The sequence below is a fragment of the Escherichia sp. UTM R2 genome (assembly GCF_048593455.1).
In the GTDB taxonomy this organism is placed as follows: Bacteria; Pseudomonadota; Gammaproteobacteria; order Enterobacterales; family Enterobacteriaceae; genus Escherichia; species Escherichia coli.
In genome coordinates, this window is sequence record NZ_JBFWDY010000002.1 from 1,698,828 (window position 1) to 1,715,548 (window position 16,721).

A 16,721-nucleotide genomic window follows, 5' to 3' on the forward strand; every position below is an offset into this window, starting at 1 on the left:
GGTGACGAAAAATGATGCTCGCGTTAGGTATGTTTGTTTTTATGCGCCAGACGCTGCCACACCAGACCATGCAGCGCGAATCAGATTATCGCTGGCCGTCAAATTCCCGTATCGGTAAACGGGATGCCTTTCAGTTTCTCGGTGTGGGTGAGGAAAACATGACGCTTGCCGGCGTGCTTTATCCCGAACTGACCGGCGGGAAGCTGACGATGACCACGCTCAGGCTGATGGCAGAGGAAGGCCGGGCGTGGCCGTTGCTGGATGGCACCGGCATGATTTACGGCATGTATGTCATCAGCAGGGTGAGTGAAACAGGGAGTATTTTCTTTGCAGACGGCACACCCCGGAAAATTGATTTTACGCTGTCGCTCACCCGCGTTGATGAATCACTGGCCGCGCTTTATGGCGATATCGGTAAACAGGCGGAATCGCTCATCGGTAAGGCTGGCAGTATGGCGACCAGATTCACGGGTATGACGGGGGCGGGATAATGCTGGATGCGCTGACATTTGATGCAGGCAGTACGCTGACGCCGGATTACATGCTGATGCTCGACAGCAGGGATATTACCGGCAATATCAGCGACCGTCTGATGAGCATGACCCTGACGGATAACCGGGGCTTTGAGGCTGACCAGCTTGATATTGAACTGAACGACGCCGACGGGCAGGTCGGGCTACCGATTCGTGGCGCTGTCCTGACGGTGTATATCGGCTGGAAAGGTTTTGCCCTGGTATGCAAAGGGAAATTTACCGTTGATGAGGTTGAACACCGGGGCGCGCCGGATGTGGTTACCATCCGCGCCCGGAGTGCAGATTTCCGCGGGACGCTCAATTCCCGCCGTGAAGGCTCCTGGCATGACACCACGCTCGGTGCGATTGTTGAGGCGATAGCCTCCCGTAACAAGCTGGAAGCCAGTGTCGCTCCGTCACTGGCCGGAATTAAAATCCCGCACATCGACCAGTCGCAGGAGTCTGATGTGAAATTCCTGACCCGTCTTGCAGAACGCAACGGCGGTGAGGTGTCGGTAAAAATGGGAAAACTGTTGTTTCTCAAAGCGGGGCAGGGGGTGACGGCCAGCGGTAAAAAAATCCCGCAGATTACCATCACCCGCAGCGACGGCGACCGTCATCATTTTGCGATTGCTGACCGTGGAGCCTATACCGGCGTAACGGCAAAGTGGCTTCACACCAAAGACCCGAAGCCGCAAAAGCAGAAGGTAAAACTGAAACGCAAAAAGAAAGAAAAACACCTGCGCGCACTGGAGCACCCGAAAGCGAAACCAGTCACGCAGAAGAAAGCGCCAAAAGCGCCGGAAGCGCGCGAAGGTGAATACATGGCCGGTGAGGCTGACAATGTTTTTGCCCTGACCACGGTATATGCCACGAAAGCGCAGGCCATGCGCGCCGCTCAGGCGAAGTGGGATAAACTGCAACGGGGCGTTGCGGAGTTCTCCATCAGCCTGGCTACCGGTCGGGCAGATATTTACACGGAAACACCGGTTAAAGTGTCAGGCTTTAAGCGCGTCATAGACGAGCAGGACTGGACAATCACTAAGGTGACACATTTTCTGAATAACAGCGGCTTCACGACGTCCTTAGAGCTTGAGGTCAGGCTTTCTGATGTGGAGTACGAAACAGAAGGTGATGAGTAATGTTTTGTTTTTATCTGTTTGTTTTATAAGGGTAAATTAACTAAAATGGCACCATCAACAAAACCGGAAGAGGTGCTCGCGATGTTTCATTGTCCTTTATGCCAGCATGCCGCACATGCGCGTACAAGTCGCTATATCACTGACACGACAAAAGAGCGTTATCACCAGTGTCAGAACGTGAATTGCAGCGCCACGTTCATCACTTATGAGTCGGTACAGCGATACATCGTGAAGCCGGGAGAAGTCCACGCCGTGAGGCCGCACCCGTTGCCGTCAGGGCAGCAAATAATGTGGATGTAATTACAAACAGAAAGCCCCTCAGTCGAGGGGCTTTTTTGTCGATGTGGTCAATGTGTGGACGTGACCAGAAATAAATCCTTTTATTTCAATTTGTTGTACGTAAAAAATAAGCCCGTGTAAGGGAGATTACACAGGCTAAGGAGGTGGTTCCTGGTACAGCTAGCATTTTATGGGTTATGTTTTTCAGCGAAACGGATGATAACCTTAATAAATGCAGCTGTATGTGATCGGTTTCTAAGAATTTTCCATCCGGGAAAAATAATCGAAATTAATCACTTACCGTGTGGGTTACGCGTGGTTTCCCCGGAGAAATTACGCATCAGCAGAGCGTAATTGAGCTCAAGATCCTGCGGGACCGGGAGCCACACAGTATAACCATCGCCTGGTGCGACCGGCATCGCTTCACCTTTGGCGTTTTCCATGTGCTCAAGGGTAAAGTTAATGTTGCCTTGCGGCGTCATCAGCTCAAGGCTGTCGCCAACGGAGAATTTATTTTTCACCGCTACCGCCGCGAGGTCCCCCTTGCGCTCACCGGTAAACTCACCAACAAACTGCTGGCGGTCAGAAACTGAATAACCGTATTCGTAGTTCTGATAATCGTCGTGAGTATGACGACGCAGGAAACCTTCGGTATAGCCACGATGCGCCAGACCTTCCAGAGTTTCCAGCAGGCTGGTATCGAACGGTTTGCCCGCAGCGGCGTCATCGATAGCTTTACGGTAAACCTGTGCGGTGCGTGCGCAATAGTAGAAAGATTTAGTACGGCCTTCGATTTTCAGCGAATGCACGCCCATTTTGGTCAGGCGTTCTACATGGGCGATGGCGCGCAGATCTTTCGAGTTCATGATGTAAGTGCCGTGCTCATCTTCAAACGCGGTCATATACTCGCCCGGACGCTGGGCTTCTTCGATCATAAACACTTTGTCGGTTGGCGCGCCGATACCCAGCGTCGGCTCAACATTTTGCACCGGAATCGGCTCGTACTTGTGTACGATGTTGCCAACGTCATCTTCTTTCCCTTCCTGGACGTTGTACTCCCAGCGGCAGGCGTTGGTGCAGGTACCCTGGTTCGGATCGCGCTTGTTGATATAGCCAGAGAGCAGGCAGCGACCGGAGTAGGCCATGCACAGTGCGCCGTGAACGAAGATCTCGATCTCCATATCCGGCACCTGATTGCGGATCTCTTCAATCTCTTCCAGCGACAGCTCGCGAGAGAGGATCACGCGGGTCAGGCCCATTTGCTGCCAGAATTTCACCGTCGCCCAGTTTACGGCGTTAGCCTGCACCGAGAGGTGGATCGGCATTTCAGGGAAGTGCTCACGCACCAGCATAATCAGCCCTGGATCGGACATAATCAGCGCATCCGGCCCCATTTCCACCACCGGTTTCAGGTCACGGATAAAGGTTTTCAGCTTGGCGTTGTGCGGTGCAATGTTGACCACGACATAAAACTTTTTCCCCAGCGCGTGGGCTTCATTGATGCCGAGCTGAAGATTTTCGTGGTTGAATTCGTTGTTGCGCACACGCAGGGAGTAACGCGGCTGGCCCGCATAAACAGCATCTGCGCCATAAGCGAAAGCGTAACGCATATTTTTCAGCGTTCCCGCCGGGGAAAGGAGTTCCGGTTTAAACATAATTCTCTCGTTCTGATGACAGGTCAGATCCGCTTCACCTGATGAAGCGGTTAGGGGAGTGCCCCCACTTTAAGGGCGGGCATTGTAGCGCTGTGGGGGGATCTGGTAAAGCGCCGGACGCCAACAACCCACGCCCGGCATCGTAATTACGTATTGTCTTTCACCGTCTGGCTTGTGCCATTGGCTTTAACGGAGGCAATTCCGGTTTCACGAGATTGCGCGGTGGCGTACATCTGGCTGGAGCCGATAATTTGATGATTAGCGGCTTTCAGATTGAAATAGAATTTGCCGTTACTTGCCGTTTTTTTCTCATAGCGTTCTTCTTGCGGGCTGTTGCTACGCACCGACGCGATGCCCTTTTCCGCAGAGGCTTTTGAGGTATAAAGCTCGCTGGTGAGGATAGTCTCACCATTGCCCGCTTTTAGCACAAACCGGAACTGATTATCACTGCTCTTACTGAGTTCAAACCAACCAGCCATAATGACTCCTTGATTGAAATTGTGTATCGAAAACAGCATCTAAAGGTGCTGTTTACCGATTAAAGTATGAGCGATTTTCTGATGCCTGCCAGGGCGGAGAGATAATGTCAGTTTGCTGACCATGCGTGGGATAATGTTGCCGGATCTGGTCTGAACGCCATCTCCGGCTAACAAAATAATGTCGCTAAAACTAAACGATGCGGCAGGCGTCGGCTTCCCAGCGGTAACCGACGCCATAAACGGCGCGGATAAATGACTGTTCGGCGTCGAGAGATTCCAGCTTGCGGCGCAGGTTTTTAATGTGGCTGTCGATGGTGCGGTCGGTTACTACGCGGTAGTCGTCATAAAGATGATTGAGCAATTGCTCGCGGGAGAACACTTTTCCTGGTTCGTGAGAGAGCGTTTTCAGCAGACGAAATTCCGCAGGCGTCAGGTTAAGCATTTTACCGCGCCATGAAGCCTGAAAACGACCTTCGTCGATAATCAACGGGCTTTCAGCATCCTGTTGCTGCAACTCGCGCTGCGGTTTGCAACGGCGCAAAATGGTTTTGACGCGCGCTACCACTTCCCGTGGGCTGTACGGCTTACAGATATAATCATCTGCGCCAATCTCCAGCCCCAGCAGGCGATCGATCTCTTCGATTTTTGCCGTCACCATCACGATCGGAATGTCAGAAAAACGACGAATTTCCCGGCACAGCGTCAGGCCATCGGTGCCAGGGAGCATCAGATCTAACAGGATCAGATCCGGTGGTGTCTGGCGCACATACGGCAGTACCTGATCGCCGTGGCTGATAAGCGTCGGCGCATAGCTCGCAGCACGCAGATAATCAATGAGCAACTGCCCCAGCTTCGGTTCATCTTCCACGATCAAAATACGCGGTGTGTTTTCGTCGATTGGTAACTCGGTCATACTTCTCTCTGTAAATCCCGTTCCAGCGGTAACTCTACTGTAATGCTTACCCCGCCAAAAGGCGAATGGGCAGCAATAATGCGACCATTATGTGCTTCAACAATGTTCAGGCAAATCGCCAGCCCCAGCCCGGAACCGCCGCTGGCACGGTTGCGGGAACCTTCGGTGCGATAAAAACGTTCAAACAATTTTTGTAGCTGATCGTCACTGACACCTGGCGCACTGTCGGCAAAGGTCAGGCGCACCGTTTTGTCGCGCTGCCCGGCAGAGATTTGCAGGCTGCCGCCGCTGTCAGTGTAGCGCAGGCTGTTTTCCAGTAAGTTATTGAATAACTGCATTAAACGGTCGCGATCGCCAAATACGGTAATACTGTCTGGCAGGGAAAATTGCAGTTTCAGGCCACGACTGGCGAATCGTTCGCGAAATGCGCCGCCCGCCACTTCCAGCAGTGGGATCAAATCTACCGGTGCTTTTTGATAGGCGAGAGCGCCTTCATCAGACATCGACAACTGATGGAGATCGTCAACCAGTTTGGTCAGTGTACCGACCTCCGCCTGTAAAGACGCCACCGTCTCCGGCGTGAATTTACGCACGCCATCCTGAATGGCTTCCAGTTCACCGCGCAGCACCGCTAATGGCGTACGCAGTTCGTGAGAAATATCGGCCATAAAATCGCGCCGCATTTGCTGGTTTTTCTCCAGTGTGCTGGCAAGCTGGTTGAAGTCTTGCGCCAGTTTGCCCAGTTCATCTTCACTGGTGGGCGTTACGCGGGTAGTGAAATCGCCCGCCGCCAGTTTGTGCGTGCCATCGACAAGTCGTTTTACCGGTGCCAGTAAACCGCGCGCCAGCAGAAAAGTGGCAAGTGCCGCGAGTAACGTTGCCAGGGCGACAATCAACCAGCTGGTTTGCCGCTGTTGTTTATCGAAATTGATATCAGTATTGCGCGTTAACCGCTCAACGGGGGAGGCGATCACCGCGCCAACTTCCGCACCGTTGACCAGAATGGGTCGCCGTGTACCGTCAGGTGGAATCGGCGCTCGCGGACCAACCAGCACTTTGTTGTTTTGATCAACCACCCAGAACTGGGTACGCCAGCCGTGCGGTGGCATACCCGGGCCGGGTTTATCTTCCGAATTATCGTGTTCAAATGAACGCAGGATCTGAAAGACAAAGCGATCATTGTTGCGCAGGAAGCGCCAGTTGCCATGCTGCGCATACTGCTCGCCAAGCGCATCACTTAACAGTTGTAATCGCTGTTCATTACCATGCTTGATGTAATCAATAAAGCCACGCTCAAAACTGATACGCACCGCCCAGTGCATACTGATCAGCAAGACAATGCAGGTGGCGAAAATCGCCAGAAACAGTTTGCCGGTAATACCGGGTCGCCAGAACTTCATTGCGCGCTCCTTTTTCGCCGCGAAATAGCTACATTTTGATGCGTATCGTTCGGCACTCTGGCAAAGATGAACGCCGGAAGGGCGATGATCAACGCCATGCTAAGCCAGGTGTACATAAAGACGGTTTGTGTGGTGCCGCTGTCGACGCTGACATGCTGTGAACCAAAAAGTCCCAGCAACAGCCCGGCGATAGTGACGCCGATACTCATCGACAATTGCATAATCATCGACAGCAGGCTGTTGCCGCTGCTCGCCAGATTGTCCGGGAGATCTTTCAGCGTCAGGGTGTTCATGGAGGAGAAACGCGTCGAGTTGACCATCCCTTGTAAAAACAGGACGAACGGCAAAACGTAGTACCAGCCCAGCAGGGCGGTAGTCATAAACAACAGGGTGACCAGCGACAGACCCAGCGTGGTCGCTACCAGTACCCGACGATAACCAAAGCGATTCACCACCTGTACCACAATTCGCTTCATTCCCATGCTGCCAAGCACCATCGGGATCATCATCAGTCCGGCATGAAACGGCGAGAAACCGAGGCCAATTTGCAGGAAAACCGGTGTCATAAAGGGCAACATGCCACTGCCAATACGTCCGGCAAAGCTCCCCGCCAGGCCCAGCGAAAAGGTACGAGTACGGAACAGTTTCAGACTGAACAGGGCACGGTTGTTATTTCTGGCGTGCAGCAGATAAAGCACCAGTGCCACCACGCCAACTGCGACCAGGCCTGCAATCGTCAGCGGCGATAAACCTGTACCTTTACTGCCGTCCAGCGCCAGGGTTAATACCGCCATGCCAACCGCCAGCAATAAAAATCCGGAGAGATCAAAGAGCCGCGTCTGCATGGTGTAGTTTGGCATTAACAGCAATGTGGCGATCGCACCGATAATCCCCACCGGAATGTTGATCAAAAAGATCCAGTGCCACGATGCGTACTCCACCAGCAGACCGCCGAGCGCCGGACCGAGCAGCGGACCGACCTGACCGGGTAACGTGACAAAGGTCATCGCCGCCATATATTGCTCGCGCGGTACGATTTTCATCACCGTCAATCTGCCGACCGGCACCATCATCGCGCCGCCAACGCCCTGTAACGCGCGTGCCAGCAACAGTTCGTTCAGCGTGCCGGAAAGCGCGCAAAACAGTGAACCGAGAGTAAACAGCACGATGGCGGTAAAGAAAATATTGCGCACGCCGACTTTGTCCGCCAGCCAGCCGCTGGCGGGCAGCATCACCGCCACGGTCAGCACATAAGAGACAATGACCATGTGCATATGCAACGGACTTTCCCCGAGGCTTTGCGCCATTGAGGGAAGGGCGGTGTTTACGATGGTGGTGTCCAGCGACTGCATAAAGAAGCCGAAAGCCACAATCCACAATTGCCAACGGGTGCTGTCGGGAAGATCTGTCATTTACTCGGTTACCGTTTGTTTAGGTTTACGCGAAAAACGCAGCCGCAGACGGTCGAAAAAGAGATACACCACCGGCGTGGTATACAGCGTAAGGAGCTGGCTCATTACCAGTCCGCCGACAATGGTGATCCCCAGGGGTTGCCGCAGCTCCGAGCCGTCGCCGCCCGACAATACCAGCGGCAGCGCACCAAACAGCGCCGCCAGGGTAGTCATCATAATCGGGCGAAAACGCAGCAGACAGGCCTGGAAAATAGCTTCCTGCGGCGTCAGGTTACCGTGCCGTTGGGCTTCAAGCGCAAAATCGACCATCATAATGGCGTTTTTCTTCACGATGCCGATTAATAGCATGATCCCTATCAGGGCGATTAGGCTGAACGGGGCATTGAACAGCTCCAGCGCCAACAGCGCTCCAACGCCCGCCGAGGGCAGGGTGGAGAGAATCGTCAGCGGATGTACGTAACTCTCGTAAAGGATACCCAGCACGATATACACCGTGGCGATGGCGGCGATAATCAGGATCACCTGCGAGTTCATCGTCTCCTGGAACACCTGCGCCGTGCCGGCAAAACTGCCGCGCACCGTCGAAGGCACACCAAGCTGGGTCATTGCGCGATCGATCGCCGCACTGGCGTCCGAGAGCGATTTTCCGGTCGGCAGGTTAAACGAAATGGTCGAGGCCGCCGATAATCCCTGATGATTCACCGATAGTGGGGCATTCGCCGGTTGCCATTTAGCGAAATACGACAGCGGGATCGCTTTTCCTTCGTTATTGATAACGAACATTTTTTCCAGCGCGCTGATGTCCTGGGTATAGCGCGGATCCACTTCCATCACCACTTTATACTGGTTCATCGGCTGGTAAATGGTCGAGATTTGCCGCTGACCGAAGGCGTTATTTAACAGGCTGTTGGCGGCTTGTACGTCGATTCCCAGCCGTGCCATGGTGTCGCGGTCGTAAACCAGATTCATCTCCGCGCCGTTATCCTGCTGATCGGAGTTCACGTCCGCCAGTTCCGGCAACGTCGCCAGTTTTTTGCGGATTTTCGGCTCCCATTCGCGCAGTGCCGCCAGGTCGTCGGATAACAACGTGTACTGGTAGCTGGCGTTCGACTGACGCCCACCAACGCGAATATCCTGTACCGCCATCAGGAACAGATTCGCCCCCGGTTCTTTCGCCAGTTTTACGCGCAGACGGTCGATAATTTGCTGCGCCGTTTCGCTGCGTTCGTCGCGTGGCTTGAGGGTGATAAACATCATCCCGCTGTTCACTCGCGAACCGCCTGTAAAGCCGGTGACATTATCCACTGCCGGATCGTCACGGATAATTTTCATGAAATCCTGCAACTTACCGCGCATCGCCTGAAACGAAATACTCTGATCCGCCTGAATCCCGCCCATCAACACGCCAGTGTCCTGCTCCGGGAAGAAGGTTTTCGGGATCGAGATATACAGCCAGATATTCAGCGCAATGGTGCCAAGCAGCACCACGCCCACCAGACGGGTATGATTGAGCACCCATTTCAGTGACTTGCCGTAGCCTTGTTGCAGGGCTACCAACATGCGACCAAAACCACGTAGTCGCTTTTGCTCGCGCGGCTTGCTGGCTTTCAGCATCCAGCCACACATCATTGGCGTTAATGTCAGAGAAACCAGTAACGAAATACCAATGGCGACAGAAAGCGTCACGGCAAACTCGCGTAACAGTCGGCCCGGCAATCCGCCCATCAACAGCAGCGGCAGGAACACCGCCACCAGTGACAGACTCATCGACAGCACCGTAAAGCCGACTTCGCGAGTACCTTGTAGCGCGGCCTGTAGTGGTTTCATCCCCGCTTCCAGATGACGGGCAATGTTTTCCAGCACCACGATGGCGTCATCCACCACGAAACCAGTAGCGATGGTGAGCGCCATTAACGACAGGTTATTGAGACTGAATCCGCACAGGTACATCGCCGCAAACGTACCAATCAGCGAAACCGGCACCACAACGGCGGGAATAATAGTGGCGCGACCCGAGCGCAGGAATAAAAACACCACCAGAATCACCAGCGCCACCGAGATAATCAGCGTTTGCTCGACTTCTTCCAGCGAGGCGCGAATGGTGGGGGAGCGATCCTGGGCAATTTGCAGATCAATCGCCGCCGGAATGGTTTCCTGCAACTCCGGTAATTTTGCCCGGATGCTGTCAACCGTCTGGATAATATTGGCTTCCGGCAGTTTGCGGATCATCAGTAAAATAGCCGGTTTGGCGTTGGTCATCCCGGCGTTGCGCACATCCTGCACTGAGTCGGTCACCGTCGCCACATCGCCCAGACGAACCGCGCCGCCGTTGTTGTAGTGAATAATCAACGGCTGATATTCAGCGGCGGTTTTTAGCTCATCATTGGTCTGGATCTGCCAGCGGTGAGTGCCATCTTCCAGCGCGCCCTGCGGTTTACGCACGTTGGCATTGCTGACGGCGGTGCGTACGTCGTCCAGCGACACGCCCTGATTAAACAGCGCCTGCGGATTCAGCCCGACGCGTACGGCGGGCAGTGAGCTGCCTCCGACATCGACATCACCAACACCGTCGATTTGCGAAATCGTCGGAGCCAGCTGCGTCGAGGCGAAATCGTACAGTTCACCCTGCGAATAAGTATCGGACGTCAGCGTGAGGATCATAATTGGCGCATCCGACGGGTTCGCTTTGCGATAGGTCGGGCGGCTGGGCATCCCACTGGGCAGCAAACTTTGTGCAGCGTTGATCGCCGCCTGCACATCACGCGCTGCGCCGTTGATATCCCGGTCAAAATCAAACTGCAAAATAATACGCGTGCTGCCGAGCGAACTGCTGGAGGTCATTTCACTGACTCCGGCAATGCGCCCAAGTGAGCGCTCCAGCGGCGTGGCAACGGAAGACGCCATTGTTTCTGGTGACGCACCGGGCAGCGAGGCGCTGACCATAATCACCGGAAAATCGACCTGCGGCAGCGGGGCGACCGGCAGCATACGGAAGCCCAGTATGCCGCACAGGGTAATGGCAACCGACAGTAAAATCGTCGCCACCGGACGGTAAATGAAGAGGGCAAAAAACTTCACTTACGCCTCCTCTTCATGACGGGCAAAGCGGCTTTTGGTCCACAATGCCAGGCGGTCGAACAGCAGATAAATCACCGGCGTGGTGAACAGCGTCAGCACCTGGCTGACAATCAGGCCGCCGACCATGCCGATACCTAACGGACGACGCAGTTCCGCGCCGACCCCGGTACTCAACATCAGCGGCAGCGCGCCAAGCAGAGCCGCCAGGGTGGTCATCAGGATCGGACGAAAACGCAACAGACAAGCCTGGTAGATTGCCTCGCGCGGCGACATGCCTTGCTCGCGCTCGGCAGCCAGCGCGAAGTCGATCATCATGATGGCGTTCTTCTTCACGATACCGATCAGCAAAATAATGCCGATAATCGCAATCACATCCAGTTCGCTACCAGCAATCAGCAACGCCAGCAGTGCGCCAACCCCTGCGGTGGGTAGCGTCGAGAGAATGGTGATCGGGTGAATAAAGCTCTCGTACAGAATGCCGAGCACGATATACATCGCCACCACCGCCGCGACAATCAGCCAGACAGTGCTGCCCAGCGCCGACTGGAAGGCGAGGGTGCTGCCCTGGAACTGCGTGGTGATATCCACCGGCAGATTCAGCGTCTTTTCGGTGTCCATAATCGCCTGCACCGCATCGCCCAGCGAATAGTTATCCGGCACGTTAAAGGAGATGGTCGTTACCGGGAACTGATCCAGATGGTTGATGGAGAGCGGCGCAAAACGCTGCTCAATTTTGGCAATTGAGCTTAGCGGCACCACGCCGCCGTCGCTGCTGGTCAGGCGAATGGTATCCAGCGCCGCGAGGCCTGGGGTATTTTCGGTGTTGTGCTCCAGCACCACGCGATACTGGTTGGCCTGAGTATAAATAGTGGAAATCAGCCGCTGACCAAACGCGTTGTACAGGGCGTTATCGACATCCGCCATGCTGATCCCCAGACGGCTGGCGCTGTCGCGATCAACATTGACATACGCCACCAGCCCTTTGTCCTGCCAGTCGCTGGAGACATCAGAAAGCTGTGGCAGTTGCTGGAGTTTTTCCATCAACTGTGGCACCCAGGTACTGAGCGCATCCAGTGACGTGGCCTGCAAGGTAAACTGGTACTGGGTGCGGCTGACCTGAGTATCAATAGTCAGATCCTGCGTTGGTTGCAGGAAGAGATCGACGCCCGGCACTTTATCTACCGCCGTTTGCAGACGGGCGATGACTTTTTGCACCCGATCATCACGTTCATCCAACGGTTTGAGGTTGATTTGTAAACGTGCACTGTTCAGCGACGGGTTAGTGCCATCAACGCCAACAAATGAGGTCAGGCTTTGCACTGCCGGATCCTGCAAAATCACGTCCGCGACCTGGCGTTGTCGCTGGGCCATATTGGCAAAGGAGCTGGATTGCGGTGCCTGCAAAGTGCCCTGAATAATGCCATTGTCCTGTACCGGGAAGAAACCTTTCGGAATGAACACCCACAGCAGCACGCTAAGCAGCAGCGTGCTGAGTGCCACGCTTAAGGTCAGCCACGGATGATTCAGCACTTTCGCCAGTCCACGACCATAGGCGGCGATTATCCTGTCGAACATTTTTTCCGAGGCACGGGAGAAGCGGTTCTGTTTACGCAACGACTCCTGGCTGAGCATCCGCGCGCACATCATCGGTGTCAGGGTCAGCGACACCACCGCTGAGATCAAAATCGCTACCGCCAGGGTAATAGCAAATTCGCGGAACAGTCGCCCGACGATATCGCCCATAAACAGCAGTGGGATCAACACCGCAATCAGTGAGAAGGTCAGCGAGATAATGGTAAAGCCGATTTCACCTGCGCCCTTGAGCGCCGCCGCCAACGGTTTTTCGCCTTTTTCGATATAGCGGGAAATGTTTTCGATCACCACGATGGCGTCATCGACCACGAATCCGGTGGCGATAGTTAACGCCATCAGTGTCAGGTTATTGATTGAAAAATCGAGAAACACCATAACCGCGAAAGTGCCGATTAACGACAGCGGTACAGCAACACCGGGAATGATGGTCGCCGGAATGTTGCGCAAAAACAGGTAGATAATCATGACTACCAGCGCGATAGCCATCATCAATTCAAACTGAGTATCATCGACGGATGCGCGGATATTGGTGGTGCGATCGGAAAGCACTGTCACCTTCACCGATTTCGGCAGACTCTCAGTGAGCTGTGGCAGCATCTGCCGAATGCTGTCGGCGGTGGAGATAATGTTAGCACCGGGCTGGCGCTGAACATTCATCACAATGGCCTGTTCTTTGTTCGCCCACGCGCCGAGCCAGCTGTTTTCTGCACCTTGCTCTACAGTTGCGACATCGCCCAGACGAATTGGCGCGCCGTTCTGGTAGGCGATGATTAGCTGGCGATACTCTTCGGCGGATTGCATCTGGTCGTTCGCGGAAAGCGTGACCGCACGGGAAGGGCCGTCGAGGCTACCTTTTGCCGAGTTAACGTTAGCGCCGGTAATGGCGGTGCGCACGGTTTCGCTGGTCAGGCCGAGGGCGGCAATCGCCTGAGCGTTAAGTTTGACGCGAACAGCCGGACGCTGACCGCCGGAAAGCGTCACCAGGCCGACGCCGGAAATCTGCGAGATTTTCTGCGCGACGCGGGTTTCCACCATATCTTCCACTTGCGTCATCGGCATGGCGGTTGAGGTGACGGCGAGCGTCATGATCGGCGGATCTGCCGGGTTCACTTTGCTGTAAACCGGCGGGTTAGGCAGATCGCTCGGCAACAAGTTGGTCGCAGCGTTAATCGCGGCCTGCACTTCCTGCTCGGCGACATCGAGCGGTAATGTTAGCTGGAACTGCAAAGTGATAACTGACGCACCGCCGGAACTTTGCGACGACATCTGTTTCAGGCCAGACATCTGCCCGAACTGGCGTTCTAGCGGCGCGGTAACGGCAGAGGTCATGACATCCGGGCTGGCACCTGGGTAGAGCGTGACCACCTGAATGGTCGGATAGTCCACTTCCGGCAGCGCCGAAACGGGCAGGGCGCGATAACCGATAATCCCGGCGAGTAAGATCGCCACCATCAGCAGCGTGGTGGCCACAGGACGCATAATAAACAGGCGCGACGGGCCGCCTGTGCTGCTCGGGGGTAACACCTGCATCAGGAGCGTGCTCCTTTTTTCGCGTATTCGCGGCTGGTGGCTTTCTCTTCCGGAGTAGTGGCGCTCTGGGCTTCCACCACTTCCACTTTCGCCCCTTCGGTCAGGCGATCAATGCCGTCTGTCACCACGCGATCGCCCGCAGAAATACCTGCACGGATCACCACTTTCTGACTGTCCTGAATGCCCGGCGTCACCAGATGTTTGCTGACCTTGTTTTCGCTATTCAGCACCCAGACAAAATGGCCTTCATTGCCCATTTGCAGGGCGGCTGTTGGGATCACTACGGCGTTTTGTTCGGTGTCGACTAACATGCGCGCGTTAACAAACTGATTGGGAAACAGCGCATCATCCTGATTATTAAAGCGTGCTTTCACTTTAATCGTACCGGTAGTGGCATCGATTTGGTTATCGAGACTTAACAGCGTGCCTTCACTTAATTTCTTCGAGTTGGTGCGATCCCAGGCTTCTACCACCAGCGGTTTTCCGGCTTTTTGCGCCTGCACAACGGTAGCGATATCGCTTTCCGGCAGGGTAAAGAGCAAATCGATAGGATGCGTCTGGGTGATCACCACAATTCCGGTGGTATCACCACTGGAGATTTGGTTACCAACATCAACCTGCTTGAGACCAACGCGACCATCGACTGGTGCGGTGATGCGGCTCCAGTCGAGTTGCAGCTGTGCGCTGGCGACGCTTGCTTCATCAGCCTTAATGGTGCCTTCGGTTTCACTGACCAGCGCTTGTTGGGCATCCAGTTCCTGACGAGATACGAGATTGGTTTTTACCAGTTGTTGATAACGCGCCAGGTCACGGCGGGCGTTGGCAAGCGTGGCTTTATCTTTTGCCAGTTGGCCCTGGGCTTGTGCTAATGCAACTTTGAACTGGCTGGGGTCAATTTCTGCCAGTAAATCGCCTGCTTTGACCTGCTGGCCTTCCTGGAAATGTAACGCCATCAACTGACCATCTACGCGGCTGCGCACCGTAACGGTGTTAGCAGCGGTAATGGTGCCAAGCCCGGTGAGGTAACGCGGAACTGCCTGTTCTACGGCGGTCGCCGCCTGAACCGGGGCTAATGGGCCGGAACGCATACCACGGCGACCACCCGCTGGCGATTGCTGCGCTTGTTTCGTCGCCCCTGGGGCTGCACTCTGGGAGTCATTGCGGCCTTGCCAGAACCAGAATGCGGCGATGGCGGCGATAACCACCACGATTACGATTACCCAACGGGATTTATAACTGCCTTTCATCGTTAAGAGTTTCTCTTCCTGAAACGTTTCGCGGAATGATACTAGTGTAGCCAGCCAATAAGGGAGAAAAATGGAGGAATTATGAAACACTATCGGGAATCGTCTGAATGGCGGGCACATTTGCGAGCACGCATCCAGTAATAACACAGGAAACTATTTTATCTACGCGTTAGCGATAGACTGCTTGCATGGCGAAAGGAGGTAAGCCGACGATTTCAGCGGGACGCTGAAACGGGAAAGCCCCTCCCGAGGAAGGGGCCATAAATAAGGAAAGGGTCATGATGAAGATACTCATCATAGTGGTGCTCTTAGTGATTAGCTACCCAGCATACTAAGACTACCAGGGCGGGGAAACCCCACTCTACCCTCACTCCTGAAAGTATGCCTTCACGTTCAGAATGTCAATCCGCAGGCTTTGCAGTCTGCGATCCTGCCAGCAAATATTCTTTGCGAGACGTTACGCAATAATCACAGAGGAAACTATTTTGTTCACGCGTTAGCGATAGACTGAATTCAGGGCGAAAGGAGGTAAGCCGACGATTTCAGCGGGACGCTGAAACGGGAAAGCCCCTCCCGAGGAAGGGGCCATAAATAAGGAAAGGGTCATGATGAAGTGGATCATCATCGTGGTGCTCTTAGTCATAAGCTTCCCGGCTTACTAAGACTACCAGGGCGGGGGAAACCCCGCTCAACCCTCACTCCTGAAAGTATGCCTTCACGGTCAGATTGTCAATCCGCAGGCTTTGCAGTCTGCGATCCTGCCAGCAAATATTCTTTGCGAGGCGTTACGCAATAATCACACTTGAAACTATTTTATCCGCAAGTCAGCGATAGACTGCATACAGGGCGAAAGGAGGTAAGCCGAAGATTTCAGCGGGACGCTGAAACGGGAAAGCCCCTCCCGAGGAAGGGGCCTTAAATAAGGAAAGGGTCATGATGAAGCTACTCATCATCGTGGTGCTCTTAGTCATAAGCTTCCCCGCTTACTAAGACTACCAGGGCGGGGGAAACCCCGCTCTACCCTCACTCCTGAAAGTATGCCTTCACGATAAGATTGTCAATCTGCAGGCTTTGCAGTCTGCGATCCTGCCAGCAAATATTCTTTGCGAGTCGTTACGCAATAATCACACTTGAAACTATTTTATCCGCAAGTCAGCGATAGACTGCATTCAGGGCGAAAGGAGGTAAGCCGACGATTTCAGCGGGACGCTAAAACGGGGAACCCTCTCCCGGAGAAGAGGGCTTTTAAATAAGGAAAGGGTTATGATGAAGCACGTCATCATACTGGTGATACTCTTAGTGATTAGCTTCCAGGCTTACTAAGAACACCAGGGGGAGGGGGAAACCTCTCCCTAACCCTCACTCCTGAAATTATGTCACTCCGCCCTTAGTGTCAATCGACGGCTCTCCGTTCTTGCGAGGCGAATAGCAAAATTTTCTGCGCCGCCGGGCCTAATTCTGAAAGTTTCTTCGTTTGCTCT

General features: G+C 54.3%; 15 protein-coding genes. 7 read left to right on the forward strand and 8 right to left on the reverse strand.

All coding sequences use genetic code 11. The features are described from left to right. Positions 1 to 11 precede the first annotated feature (11 nt). The 3 genes from AB4H76_RS08965 to ogrK all read left to right on the forward strand — a co-directional run bounded on the left by AB4H76_RS08965 (position 12) and on the right by ogrK (position 1,954). Positions 12 to 491 (forward strand): phage tail protein, encoded by a 480-nt coding sequence (locus AB4H76_RS08965; RefSeq protein ID WP_001471798.1) that lies wholly within the window; start codon positions 12 to 14, stop codon positions 489 to 491. Further along, the gene (locus tag AB4H76_RS08970; protein WP_086166871.1) at positions 491 to 1,654 is read left to right on the forward strand and encodes a phage late control D family protein; all 1,164 of its coding nucleotides are present in this window, start codon (positions 491 to 493) and stop codon (positions 1,652 to 1,654) included. Before AB4H76_RS08965 ends, AB4H76_RS08970 begins: the two co-directional genes overlap by 1 nt. Positions 1,655 to 1,735: 81 nt before the next feature. Then, positions 1,736 to 1,954 (forward strand): prophage transcriptional regulator OgrK, encoded by a 219-nt coding sequence (ogrK, locus tag AB4H76_RS08975; protein WP_000468308.1) that lies wholly within the window; start codon positions 1,736 to 1,738, stop codon positions 1,952 to 1,954. A gap of 272 nt (positions 1,955 to 2,226) precedes the next feature. Here the strand turns inward: ogrK and yegQ are convergent, their stop codons facing one another. From yegQ to mdtA, 8 genes are all read right to left on the reverse strand, one after another. Further along, the gene (yegQ, locus tag AB4H76_RS08980; RefSeq protein WP_000476014.1) at positions 2,227 to 3,588 is read right to left on the reverse strand and encodes a tRNA 5-hydroxyuridine modification protein YegQ; all 1,362 of its coding nucleotides are present in this window, start codon (positions 3,586 to 3,588) and stop codon (positions 2,227 to 2,229) included. A 146-nt stretch (positions 3,589 to 3,734) separates the two neighbouring features. Further along, the gene (locus AB4H76_RS08985) at positions 3,735 to 4,067 is read right to left on the reverse strand and encodes a YegP family protein (RefSeq protein WP_000929408.1); all 333 of its coding nucleotides are present in this window, start codon (positions 4,065 to 4,067) and stop codon (positions 3,735 to 3,737) included. Positions 4,068 to 4,257: 190 nt separating this feature from the next. Next, positions 4,258 to 4,980, reverse strand: a complete 723-nt coding sequence (gene baeR / locus AB4H76_RS08990) for a two-component system response regulator BaeR (protein WP_420062586.1) — start codon at positions 4,978 to 4,980, stop codon at positions 4,258 to 4,260. After that, positions 4,977 to 6,380, reverse strand: a complete 1,404-nt coding sequence (gene baeS / locus AB4H76_RS08995; protein WP_000675150.1) for a two-component system sensor histidine kinase BaeS — start codon at positions 6,378 to 6,380, stop codon at positions 4,977 to 4,979. The genes baeR and baeS overlap by 4 nt, the downstream gene beginning before the upstream one ends. After that, positions 6,377 to 7,792, reverse strand: a complete 1,416-nt coding sequence (locus tag AB4H76_RS09000; RefSeq protein WP_077492785.1) for an MFS transporter — start codon at positions 7,790 to 7,792, stop codon at positions 6,377 to 6,379. Before AB4H76_RS09000 ends, baeS begins: the two co-directional genes overlap by 4 nt. Beyond that, a complete protein-coding gene (mdtC, locus tag AB4H76_RS09005) occupies positions 7,793 to 10,870 on the reverse strand; it encodes a multidrug efflux RND transporter permease subunit MdtC (protein ID WP_000667590.1) in 3,078 nt (1,025 codons plus the stop codon). Further along, entirely contained in the window at positions 10,871 to 13,993 is a 3,123-nt protein-coding gene (gene mdtB / locus AB4H76_RS09010) for a multidrug efflux RND transporter permease subunit MdtB (protein WP_001197875.1), read from the reverse strand. Beyond that, complete coding sequence (gene mdtA / locus AB4H76_RS09015) at positions 13,993 to 15,240, reverse strand: multidrug efflux RND transporter subunit MdtA (protein WP_000678965.1); 1,248 nt, start codon at positions 15,238 to 15,240, stop codon at positions 13,993 to 13,995. The genes mdtB and mdtA overlap by 1 nt, the downstream gene beginning before the upstream one ends. Before the next feature lie 278 nt (positions 15,241 to 15,518). On the opposite strand from mdtA, the gene AB4H76_RS09020 reads away from it, so the two are divergent. The 4 genes from AB4H76_RS09020 (at position 15,519) to ibsA (ending at position 16,563) form a co-directional block, all read left to right on the forward strand. After that, positions 15,519 to 15,575: a type I toxin-antitoxin system Ibs family toxin gene (locus AB4H76_RS09020; protein WP_012767742.1), complete on the forward strand. Its 57-nt coding sequence runs from the start codon at positions 15,519 to 15,521 to the stop codon at positions 15,573 to 15,575. Positions 15,576 to 15,845: 270 nt separating this feature from the next. Next, positions 15,846 to 15,902 carry a type I toxin-antitoxin system Ibs family toxin gene (locus tag AB4H76_RS09025; RefSeq protein WP_012767741.1) on the forward strand — a complete coding sequence of 19 codons (57 nt, stop codon included), beginning with the start codon at positions 15,846 to 15,848 and terminating at the stop codon, positions 15,900 to 15,902. A gap of 271 nt (positions 15,903 to 16,173) precedes the next feature. Beyond that, positions 16,174 to 16,230 (forward strand): type I toxin-antitoxin system Ibs family toxin, encoded by a 57-nt coding sequence (locus AB4H76_RS09030; RefSeq protein WP_001386899.1) that lies wholly within the window; start codon positions 16,174 to 16,176, stop codon positions 16,228 to 16,230. Between the two features lie 273 nt (positions 16,231 to 16,503). Further along, positions 16,504 to 16,563 (forward strand): type I toxin-antitoxin system toxin IbsA, encoded by a 60-nt coding sequence (gene ibsA, locus AB4H76_RS09035; protein ID WP_010723109.1) that lies wholly within the window; start codon positions 16,504 to 16,506, stop codon positions 16,561 to 16,563. Positions 16,564 to 16,721: the final 158 nt, after the last annotated feature.

Coding starts and splice junctions, on each gene's coding strand:
- baeR (WP_420062586.1), bottom strand. CDS start 4,980: ATGACCGAGTTACCAATCGACGAAAACACACCGCGTATTTTGATCGTG.
- mdtB (WP_001197875.1), bottom strand. CDS start 13,993: ATGCAGGTGTTACCCCCGAGCAGCACAGGCGGCCCGTCGCGCCTGTTT.
- AB4H76_RS08985 (WP_000929408.1), bottom strand. CDS start 4,067: ATGGCTGGTTGGTTTGAACTCAGTAAGAGCAGTGATAATCAGTTCCGG.
- AB4H76_RS09000 (WP_077492785.1), bottom strand. CDS start 7,792: ATGACAGATCTTCCCGACAGCACCCGTTGGCAATTGTGGATTGTGGCT.
- AB4H76_RS08970 (WP_086166871.1), top strand. CDS start 491: ATGCTGGATGCGCTGACATTTGATGCAGGCAGTACGCTGACGCCGGAT.
- baeS (WP_000675150.1), bottom strand. CDS start 6,380: ATGAAGTTCTGGCGACCCGGTATTACCGGCAAACTGTTTCTGGCGATT.
- yegQ (WP_000476014.1), bottom strand. CDS start 3,588: ATGTTTAAACCGGAACTCCTTTCCCCGGCGGGAACGCTGAAAAATATG.
- mdtA (WP_000678965.1), bottom strand. CDS start 15,240: ATGAAAGGCAGTTATAAATCCCGTTGGGTAATCGTAATCGTGGTGGTT.
- AB4H76_RS08965 (WP_001471798.1), top strand. CDS start 12: ATGATGCTCGCGTTAGGTATGTTTGTTTTTATGCGCCAGACGCTGCCA.
- ogrK (WP_000468308.1), top strand. CDS start 1,736: ATGTTTCATTGTCCTTTATGCCAGCATGCCGCACATGCGCGTACAAGT.